Here is a 10,078-nt window from a genome sequence, read left to right as displayed (position 1 = left end):
TTTTAGAAAATGAAAACCATCAGGAAATTTGTTTTGGGCAAATGCAACCACATAGTGATGCAATGCATAAAGATTATCTGAAAGTCAAAGCGCGATTTAAAGAAACTGGTGAAATGATTTCTTCATCACATTTAAAATTTGACCTAGAATTTCGTAAACAACATCCCAATATCCTGTTAAATTGGATTGGTGGCGAATTTAGCGTAAGTAATTATATTTCACCGCTTGATCAGTACTTTAATCTTCAATTTATCAACCGCCGTACCGATGATGAAGAAGTACATGTCTATGATAAACAAGATAGACGTTACTATTTCATAGCTTGCGCATCAGGATGGCAATACTGCACAAGTGGTGCAGATGATATTTTGATGTATTACCAACCTGAAACGAAAAGAGTTTTATTCACTTTTGATTGGACTTAATACATTCATTATAAAAAAGGTCAGCTTAAATACTGACCTTTTCCCTTGTGATAACAACTACGCCACATCCTTCTGTAATCTTCTCTCATGCAAACTGACCAAATATTCATCCAATGCTTGAACTGCATTTTCATCAAATTTTAAATAAAGTTTTGTTCGGCGTTTTAAAATATCTAGACTGTTCATCGCCCATTCTTGATCGACTAAATAGTCCACTTCTTGCGCATACAAACCATGTCCAAAATCTTGACCCAATTCATGGATCGAAGTTGTATGACCTAAAAACTTCCAAACTCTCGTGCCAAAAGCATGCGCCCAGCGTTGCGTTGTTTCAGTATCAATCCCTTTAATTTTACTCTCAATTTCGACGATAAGACTTTCAACTGACTCTAAATTTTCAGCACCAGGTAATAATGCTTTTTCTGTCCAAGGCTTTCCAAGTTCTGGGAAAAACTTTTTAATCTGATCGAGTGCAGATTCAGCCAACTTTCGATAGGTCGTTAATTTTCCACCGAAAACTGACAAAATCGGTGCTTCATTTTCATGATCTTGAGAAACTGCCAAAGTATAATCACGGGTAATTGCTGCAGGATTATCCGATTCATCATCACATAAAGGACGTACACCTGAGAAAGTGCTAATAATATCCTCTTGCTTCAATTGCACTTTAAAATGATCATTTGACACATCCAATAAATAATCAATTTCATCTTGGCTAATTTCAACTTGATTTGGATCACCTGTGTATTCACGATCCGTCGTACCAATCATGGTATATTGATTTAAATAAGGAATTGCAAAAACAATACGCTGATCATCATTTTGCATAATAAAGGCTTTATCACCTTCATAAATTTTCGGCACGATGATATGACTACCTTGAATCAAGCGGATGCCATATTGTGATTTCAACTGCAAATCTTGCTTAATAAATTTAGCAACCCATGGCCCTGCGGCATTCACTAAAACCTTGGCTTGAATTTGATATTGACCATGTTCATTTTCAAGCTGAACAGTCCATACACCATTTTCACGCTGTGCAGAAATACAACGTGTTTGCGTTACGATTTGGGCACCTTGCTCACGTGCTTGCATCGCATTGAGAATAACCAGTCGAGAATCATCCACAGCACAGTCTGAATATTCAAAACCACGGGTAATTTCATCTTTTAATGGACTTGTTTCAGGTACAAATTGAACCAAATTCGAACCCGCAAGCTTCTCTCGTTTTCCCAAATGATCATAAAAGAACAGACCTGTTCGAATGAGCCATGCAGGTCGTAAATGTGGCTGATGTGGCATGATAAAACGCATTGGCCGTATGATATGTGGCGCTTTTGACAATAATACTTCACGCTCTGCTAAGGCTTCTCGAACCAAACGAAATTCTTTATGTTCTAAATAACGTAAACCACCATGAATTAACTTACTACTGGCAGAAGATGTATGACTGGCTAAATCATCTTTTTCACAAAGAAACACAGATAAACCACGTCCCACTGCATCATTTGCAATGCCTACACCATTAATTCCACCGCCAATTACAGCAATGTCATAACAATTTTGTTGTTCATTATTTTGTGTCATAAACATCACCATGTTCTATTATTCAGCCGAGAATGATCTAAAATATGAAAATATATTTTCGTTTATTTTCACTTTAGAAAAATAATAGAGTGTATTTTAGACAAAGTCTATTAAAAAGTGATCAATTTTACATTTTCAGAAAAGCATCCCTATCAGCATTAGTCATCCTTCTAACTTAAACAATAACTAACTTCAATTCCGACTCTTGGATTTGCTTTAAATATTGATCAGCTGGCTTTTGATCAGTATAAAGTCGATGTATTTCATTCAAATGACCTAAACGCATCATGGCATGACGACCAAATTTACTGGCATCTGCTGCCAAATATACGTGTCTTGCACCTTCCATAATTTCTTGAGAAACCGCAACTTCCTGAAAATCAAAATCTAAAAGTGTACCTTCCTCATCAATGCCACTAATTCCAATCAAGGCATAATCGACTTTAAACTGTTTAAAAAAATCAGAAGTCGCTTGCCCTATCACCCCACCATCTGGACGAACTTTTCCACTTGCAATCAATACTTCAAAATCATTTTTAACACTCAAAATTTTAGCAACATTCAAGTTGTTGGTAATCACCTTAAGACCATGATGATTCAATAATGCATGTGCAATTGCTTCTGTGGTCGTCCCGATATTGATAAAGATAGATGCATGATCTGGAATATCTTGAGCAATAGCTGTTGCAATTTTTTGTTTTGCTTCAGAATTATGGCTAACACGCATACTATATTCAGTATTTGCTACACTCGAATCAACAGCAGCGCCCCCATGATAACGGCGCAATAATCCCGCATCTGCCAATTGATTAATGTCACGGCGAACCGTTTGCGGAGTGACGGAAAAGGTCTGTGCAATTTCATCAATACTGATATAGCCTCGCTCTTTGACCAATTCTAGAATTTGTTGCTGTCGAATCACTAGACTCATCAATGTTGATCCTTATTGTTTTATTTTCGAAAATGAACATTTGTCCAATATTAATATCATGACTCATGATCATTCAACAAAATTAATTTGTGATACGCAATCAATCCAAGGAATAAATTTGTGTAATTTTCACACATTCAAACATTTTCAATCGTTCGTAAAATTGAATATCCACATTAGAAAATATCATTAAGTTTAAATTAAGCTATTGTTTTAAAAAAATTATTATATTTATCATAAAACTTGGCTTAATGTGATGAAAAACACACAACCCAATCTTACGACCAAAGTCTAATAAGTTCAGCACTTCGACAAGTGTATAACGGTCTCCGTAATTATTTGTATCTCCCCACAGCACTTGCTGAAATTCTCTCTGTTTGATTTTTCTGCTTAGATTTTCATCAAAAATGAAAATTAAATAGACCGTATTTGCATATTCTTTTGGAGAATTGTCTTGTCCAATTCATCTCCTCAGGCTGCGCCGTCGCAACTTGATAGAAAAACTCGTTTCAAATCTATCCTTGGTGGCTCTGCGGGTAACTTAGTCGAATGGTACGACTGGTATGTCTACGCGGCTTTCACGCTTTATTTTGCACCACAATTTTTCCCAGATGGTGATGACACTGTAAAACTCCTCCAAGCTGCTGCTGTGTTTGCTTTAGGTTTCTTAATGCGCCCGATTGGCGCATGGATCATGGGGATATACGCAGACCGTAAAGGTCGTAAATCAGGCTTAACCCTCTCTGTTTCACTCATGTGTGCAGGTTCGCTCATTATTGCCTGTGCGCCAACTTATGCAAGTGTTGGTATGCTTGCACCCGCATTGCTTTTATTTGCACGTTTATTGCAAGGTTTAAGTGTTGGCGGTGAGTATGGCGCAAGTGCGACTTACCTAACTGAAATGGCGGGTAAAAACCATCGTGGTTTCTTCTCTAGCTTCCAATATGTGACCTTGATTTCAGGTCAGTTACTTGCACTGTGTGTACTGATTATTTTGCAACGTACTTTAAGTGACGGTCAGCTTTCTGAATGGGGATGGCGTGTACCATTCTTCATCGGTGCATTATTAGCAGTAGTCGTGTTCTGGATTCGTCGCGGTTTGGTTGAAACTGAGTCTTCAAAACAAGCTCAAGAGCAAGTAAAGAATGGTGGTGAAAAATCAGGTGCTTTGGCTTTATTTACCAAATATCCTAAGCAAGCTTTCACAGTCATCATGCTGACTGCGGGTGGTACTTTAGCCTTCAATACATTTACCACTTATTTACAAAAATATTTGGTGAATACCTCTGGATTTGAGAAAACAACAGCGACTGAGATTACCACTGCTGCAATTTTCGTATTCATGTTATTGCAGCCAGCTGTTGGTGCGCTTTCTGATAAAATTGGTCGTAAACCAATCATGATTACCTTTGGTATTTTGGGCGTTCTTTTCACCATTCCAATTTTTAATGGACTTGGTTCAACGACTAGCCCGACTACGGCATTCATGTTATGTATGAGTGGGATGGTGATTGTGACTGGCTATACTGCAATTAATGCTGTAGTAAAAGCTGAATTATTCCCGCCACATATTCGTGCCTTAGGTGTCGCATTACCTTATGCAATCGCAAATACTTTATTTGGTGGGACCGCTGAACTTGTAGCATTAAGTTTTAAAAATGCAGGTCATGAAAATTACTTTTTCTACTACATCACCTTTATGATTGGTCTTTCACTGATTACTTATGTATTTATGAAAGACACGAAAAAGCATAGTTTAATCACTGATAATTAAGTGTGTTAAAACTCACTTAGAATGACTAAGTTTCGTATTTCACGTCTAGTATCAGCTAAAAAATATACAAAGTCGCAAACATAGACGAATTATCAACAGACCCTAGTCTCATTCATGAAAAGGCTTTTTCTACAGGTTTAGAAAAAGCCTTTTTTATTGAACAATTCAAGCATCGTTTAAAACTCAAAGCTGTGGCATACTAAAAAGTATTCAAAAAGCGAGGACTTTAAAAGATGAAAAAGATCACATTAGCAAGCTTTAGTTTAGTTGTTTTAGCACTTTCAGCATGTCAAACAACACCTCGCCAATATAACGGTGTAACAGGTTATCAAATAGAAAATCAAACAACCGATAGTGCAACGCTTGCGTATACTTTATCCGGTCGCGCCAATTCTGATTTAGATGTCAATAAGTTACAGCGCGCGTGTAAAAAAGTACTCGGTGAAACTAAAACTTATAAACTTAATGTACTGAGTGTAAACGAGATTATTAACCCTCAGGTTGCTGAGAGTAAAACTGGTGTGCAACTTGGACATAGCCGTACTTCATTTGGACTTTCAAATACTCAAACAGCGAATAGCAGTGAAAACTATGCGACTCGTCAAGCTTTAGATACTCGTCCAAGCACTTTGCATGTTGTACGTTATACTTGTTCTTAATTTTTGAATAAATCGTTGATCAGCCCAATAAATAAGACGCGATCATAGCGTCTTATAAAAACTCACATTTCTAAACTCTTTGGCTTCATCCAAATCTGGCCATGTCGTTGCACTGCGTTCATCTAATTTTTGATAATGTGGATGACTAAAGTTTTTCACACGACTATCTGCTACCCACACTTCTGGGGCAAATTTTAAAAATTCATCTAAGAAGAAACGATTGCATTGATCATAGAGCACATCGGCAGCAAGCAGGACATCAACCTGTTCTGCCTTATACAGATCATCCAGATATTCAAGTTCAACATCATTCAGCAAGGCATTTTCACGACATGCATCTAAGCTGACTTGATCTATATCACAACAAATGACACGCTTCGCACCCGCCATTTTCGCGGCAATTGCAACCACACCTGAACCTGCACCAAAGTCCAACACCACCTTATCTTTGACATGATGGGGTTCAGCCAACAACCATTGCGCCATAGCTAAACCAGAAGCCCAACAGAAAATCCAATACGGCGTATCATTCCAAATACGACGAATCACTTCATCATCTAGACGATCTGTTGAAAATACTGGTGGAATTAACCACAAGGAAATAGGCGTTTCTGGCAACTGTTGCGCCATCAGTTCGCAATGCGGAATAACATCATGCAAAGCATCAAGTAAATGTTGCGGGGCTTTTTGCAATTGGAATGTACAGCTCATATTTTCTGTTTATTTAATTGTGGAATATTCATAATCTCCCCCTCTTACGCAACAATGCTGTTAATCTTTAAAAGAGCGGGAACTCACGAGAACTCAAATATTTTTTTAATGAAAGCACCCTCCTTTGAAAAAGGAGGGTTGGGGAGATTCTATTAACCCAATTCTTTCTCAGCAGCTTCTACAGTCTGACGAATCAAAGTCGTAATCGTCATTGGACCTACACCACCTGGAACAGGTGTATATGCAGAAGCAATGTCTTCGATACCAACCAATTGAATATCACCCACACCACCGCCATCACGAGGATGGAAACCAGCATCTACAACTACTGCACCTTGTTTAATCCAATCTTTTTGGATGAGTTCAGCTTTACCTACTGCGCCAACAATGATGTCTGCTTGTTTGACAAAGCTTGCTAAATCTTGAGTACGGCTGTGGCAAATCGTCACTGTCGCATTCGCTTCAAGCAACATTGCCGCCATTGGTTTACCCAAAATCGCAGAACGACCAACAACAACAGCATGCTTACCTGCAATTTCAATGTTGTTTTCTTTAAGAATGGTCATGATACCCGCTGGAGTTGCTGAACCATAAGCAGCTTCGCCCATCGCCATACGACCAAAACCAAGACAAGTCACGCCATCTACGTCTTTAGCCAATGAAATCGCATCAAAACAAGCACGCTCATCAATTTGCGCAGGAACTGGATGCTGTAAAAGAATACCGTGAACATCAGGATTGGCATTTAATTTTTCAATTTCAGCCAATAACTGTTCAGTTGTCGTTTCAGTTGGTAATTCTACTTTTAAAGAATCCATCCCAACACGACGGCAAGCATTGCCTTTCATACGCACATAAGTCGCAGATGCACCATCATCACCGACCAAAATAGTCGCTAAAATTGGGGTACGACCTGTTTTTGCTTTTAAAGCTTCAACACGAGTCAACAAGTCTGCTTCAATTTGTTTCGCTAATGCGCGACCATCTAATACCAATGCCACGGCACATCTCCAAAGTAGATATGAATCAATTTTGCAAATAATACATGATTATTTAGACAATTTTCTTCTGTATGCCGAATTTATGTGCATCCGTATGAAAACTAGTATTGTTTTTTTTTCAAAGGTTGCTAATATACGCATCAACAAGACGCGGCGGGGTGGCAGAGTGGTCATGCAGCGGACTGCAACTCCGTGGACGCCGGTTCGATTCCGACCTCCGCCTCCATCTTGTTAAAATGCCCGAGTGGTGAAATCGGTAGACACAGGGGATTTAAAATCCCCCGCCCACAAAGCGTGCCAGTTCGAGTCTGGCCTCGGGCACCATTTTAATACTTCTTAAAGTGGTGCAATAAAGAATCCTGCTAAATGCAGGTTTTTTTATGCCTAAACTTTTATGCTTAAGCCTATAGAGCTTCCATATCGGTTTTTTATGTTAATATTACAACGATGTGACAACTCAAGTTAAAATTTAGATAAGCGAAGCCAATATGATTCAAAACAAGCAAGTTTCTCTCTATTTAAATCAACTTCAACAACAATATCCACAAGCCTTTAAGCGTAACTTTTTATTTTATAGCCAAATTAAAACCAAAGGCATCTTGGATGAAGCGAAGGAGTTTATTCCTTGGGTGCTTGCTGTCATGATTTTTTGCAGTATTTATTTTAGCTTAGGCAAATATATTGCGAGTCATTTTCATCAATTTAATGAATTTCAAGCCAATAGTATCTCAGCATTAAGCATCATGCTGTTTTTTATGATCATTGTGCCGTTAATTATCAATCAAATAAAACATAGTTCTACTCATCTTTATCATCAACTTAACAACACCCCATTCAAACTCGCTGTGCTCATTATTGTTCAAGCGCTCAATATTTATTTTTTTGAGAGTATACTTTTACAAGGTGTTTTATTTTTCTTCGCCATGAACTTTGGTTTTGTTCAGTTTTATAAAGAAAATTTATTTCGGGATAGCACCAAAGATACAGAATATTATCAATTACAACAGATTCGTCGGTCATGTTTCTGGGCGTATAAACAAGCCAAGAAAGCAAAATTTAAAATGTACTGGGTAAAAAAGGATTCTGATAAACACCAAGTCTTACAAAAACAATTGGCGACTTATTTAGAACTGCATTTACAACTTTTAAAGTATGAAAATGAAATGTCTAAGTCTTATAAATTTATCGACTTAGACGAATATATGGACAGCATTACATAATGCGCCACTATAAAATTTTTAATTTAATTTTCAAATACTTATCCTAATTTCCCTCAAGACACTTTCATTGGAGATTATTCTTAACATTGATGCTTTTATATTGATTGAGTTTTAATTATAGTTCATTAAATCTTAAGCTTATTCCGATCATCTTCTATATAAGACATCGTGATGTCAATTAAACAATCAATTAATTCCTCATAAGTAAAACCCGTATTTTTACTTGAGAAGAAATTCATAGTTAACGCAATACTCGATGTAATCAAAATATAAACCATCAATTTGAGATTTTTTATACGTAATACCTCTGGATGTTTTACTGCATATTCTATTGCCATAATATTCACCGTTTTTACAGCTTTAACTTGGCTTTCCTCAGTATTGTATTTACCGCATACACTCAACCAATAAAAATATAAATTCTCATTTTGTGCTAAAAACTCACCTATGCGAACAAAGATCATTCTGATCGCATCAGGAATGTCCAAATTAAATATTTCAGGCCCAATTCTGAATAATAAATCAGACATTTCCGAAATAAAATATTGATGCATTTCAATAAATAGAGCGTCTTTGTTTTTAAAATACTCATAAAAACTACCAGAACCTACTCCTGCAATTTCACAAACCTTCAGTACACTTACATCATCAATTCCAAATTTTTTTACCGATATAAATCCTGCACCAAGGATAGAATTATAGGTGTTCTTTGATCTATTTTGTTTTGGTTTTCTTATAGTTACCATCACCACAACTTCCTCTTATAATCCGTATTTTTTCCGTTTAAATTCATTGATAGATTGTAGTTATAGTTTTCATTTTTACAAATATAGCCGATAAAGGTCAAAACAATGAATATAATTTATAATCCTATAGAGAAAATGGTACGAAGGAATGTCATTCTTTCTCATCGAAAAGAAGAAAGATTTTCTTTTTATTATGAAGATAATACCGTTGTTTCCTCATTATTCGTTATTTTATCTGCAATGTTTCCACCTGGTGAAATGTTCTTTATCGAAAGTATACGTAATGTGCGTCATCAAATTTCCGATGAACAACTATGCAAAGATATTCAAACATTTATTGCACAAGAAGCGTTTCATAGTCGAGAACATCAGTCTTTAAACAAGCATTTATTAGATTCACAATTTTCCGAAGTTTTAGAGATTGAAGCTCAAACTAAACGTGTCCTCGATCAATTTAGAAAGTTAAATAAAATAGACCAGTTGGCTACGACAGTAGTCATGGAGCACTTTACTGCAACCCTTGCGCGATTATTATTAACAGATGGTTTAATTCAGCAAAAAACCACGCAAGCAAAGCGTGATCTTTGGGAGTGGCATGCACTAGAAGAGCTTGAGCATAAATCTGTGGCTTATGATGTTTTAACCGCAGTGGGTGGTAATACGCCACGGAATAGAAGTATTGCCCTATTACGGATTACGAAGCATCTTACCCCTGTTCTATTTGGACACTGGTATAAAATTTTAAAACGTAAAGATATTAAGTTCTCTTTACGCGATTTAAATGATTGTTTTTATCTAGGTTTTGGTGGTGTTAATCGACTAGGAATTTTGACTCAAGCAGCCTTAGGTATGTTTGAAGTAACACAATACGATTTTAATCCGCGTAATATGCAAACAGAACAACTTGAAGCTGAGTATCGTAAAAAATTATTTGGTGATAATGGCTCTTTAGCACAGCATTTAAAAACTTAGTCGCTAAAATAATGTATTCCTATCAAAGCGCAAAACAAAATAGCGTAAACGA

The 10,078-nt window shown here is 36.8% G+C and carries 9 protein-coding genes, 2 tRNA genes and 1 pseudogene; 7 read left to right on the top strand and 5 right to left on the bottom strand.

All coding sequences use genetic code 11. From position 1 onward, the window contains the following. Positions 1–425: pseudogene (locus EXE09_RS18725) on the top strand (hypothetical protein); the annotation flags it as partial. A gap of 57 nt (positions 426–482) precedes the next feature. Here the strand turns inward: EXE09_RS18725 and glpD are convergent. Both glpD and EXE09_RS05205 read right to left on the bottom strand, forming a co-directional pair. Further along, complete coding sequence (glpD, locus tag EXE09_RS05210; RefSeq protein ID WP_130116561.1) at positions 483–2,012, bottom strand: glycerol-3-phosphate dehydrogenase; 1,530 nt, start codon at positions 2,010–2,012, stop codon at positions 483–485. Positions 2,013–2,187: 175 nt separating this feature from the next. After that, positions 2,188–2,943, bottom strand: a complete 756-nt coding sequence (locus tag EXE09_RS05205) for a DeoR/GlpR family DNA-binding transcription regulator (RefSeq protein WP_068975454.1) — start codon at positions 2,941–2,943, stop codon at positions 2,188–2,190. 454 nt (positions 2,944–3,397) lie between these two features. On the opposite strand from EXE09_RS05205, the gene EXE09_RS05200 reads away from it, so the two are divergent. Continuing rightward, on the top strand, positions 3,398–4,717 hold the full coding sequence (locus EXE09_RS05200; protein WP_130116560.1) for an MFS transporter: 1,320 nt from the start codon (positions 3,398–3,400) through the stop codon (positions 4,715–4,717). 233 nt (positions 4,718–4,950) lie between these two features. Next, a complete protein-coding gene (locus EXE09_RS05195; RefSeq protein WP_087553244.1) occupies positions 4,951–5,376 on the top strand; it encodes a hypothetical protein in 426 nt (141 codons plus the stop codon). Positions 5,377–5,418: 42 nt separating this feature from the next. Here the strand turns inward: EXE09_RS05195 and EXE09_RS05190 are convergent, their stop codons facing one another. Both EXE09_RS05190 and folD read right to left on the bottom strand, forming a co-directional pair. Then, positions 5,419–6,087 (bottom strand): class I SAM-dependent methyltransferase, encoded by a 669-nt coding sequence (locus tag EXE09_RS05190; protein WP_130116559.1) that lies wholly within the window; start codon positions 6,085–6,087, stop codon positions 5,419–5,421. A 152-nt stretch (positions 6,088–6,239) separates the two neighbouring features. After that, positions 6,240–7,088 carry a bifunctional methylenetetrahydrofolate dehydrogenase/methenyltetrahydrofolate cyclohydrolase FolD gene (gene folD / locus EXE09_RS05185; protein WP_087553242.1) on the bottom strand — a complete coding sequence of 283 codons (849 nt, stop codon included), beginning with the start codon at positions 7,086–7,088 and terminating at the stop codon, positions 6,240–6,242. 152 nt (positions 7,089–7,240) lie between these two features. Here folD and EXE09_RS05180 point away from each other — a divergent pair. From EXE09_RS05180 to EXE09_RS05170, 3 genes are all read left to right on the top strand, one after another. Beyond that, a tRNA-Cys gene (locus EXE09_RS05180) sits at positions 7,241–7,314 on the top strand. Positions 7,315–7,326: 12 nt separating this feature from the next. Continuing rightward, positions 7,327–7,412, top strand: a tRNA-Leu gene (locus tag EXE09_RS05175). A 164-nt stretch (positions 7,413–7,576) separates the two neighbouring features. Then, positions 7,577–8,308 carry a hypothetical protein gene (locus EXE09_RS05170; RefSeq protein WP_130116558.1) on the top strand — a complete coding sequence of 244 codons (732 nt, stop codon included), beginning with the start codon at positions 7,577–7,579 and terminating at the stop codon, positions 8,306–8,308. Positions 8,309–8,433: 125 nt separating this feature from the next. Here EXE09_RS05170 and EXE09_RS05165 read toward each other — a convergent pair whose 3' ends face one another. Beyond that, complete coding sequence (locus EXE09_RS05165) at positions 8,434–9,054, bottom strand: TetR/AcrR family transcriptional regulator (protein WP_130112997.1); 621 nt, start codon at positions 9,052–9,054, stop codon at positions 8,434–8,436. Between the two features lie 105 nt (positions 9,055–9,159). Here EXE09_RS05165 and EXE09_RS05160 point away from each other — a divergent pair, with 105 nt between their 5' ends. After that, the gene (locus EXE09_RS05160; protein WP_130116557.1) at positions 9,160–10,026 is read left to right on the top strand and encodes a metal-dependent hydrolase; all 867 of its coding nucleotides are present in this window, start codon (positions 9,160–9,162) and stop codon (positions 10,024–10,026) included. Positions 10,027–10,078: the final 52 nt, after the last annotated feature.

The organism is Acinetobacter sp. WCHAc060025, assembly GCF_004209355.1.
GTDB lineage: Bacteria > Pseudomonadota > Gammaproteobacteria > Pseudomonadales > Moraxellaceae > Acinetobacter > Acinetobacter wuhouensis.
Note: the sequence above shows the minus strand (reverse complement) of the source record. Positions and strands in the feature narration are given on the sequence as shown.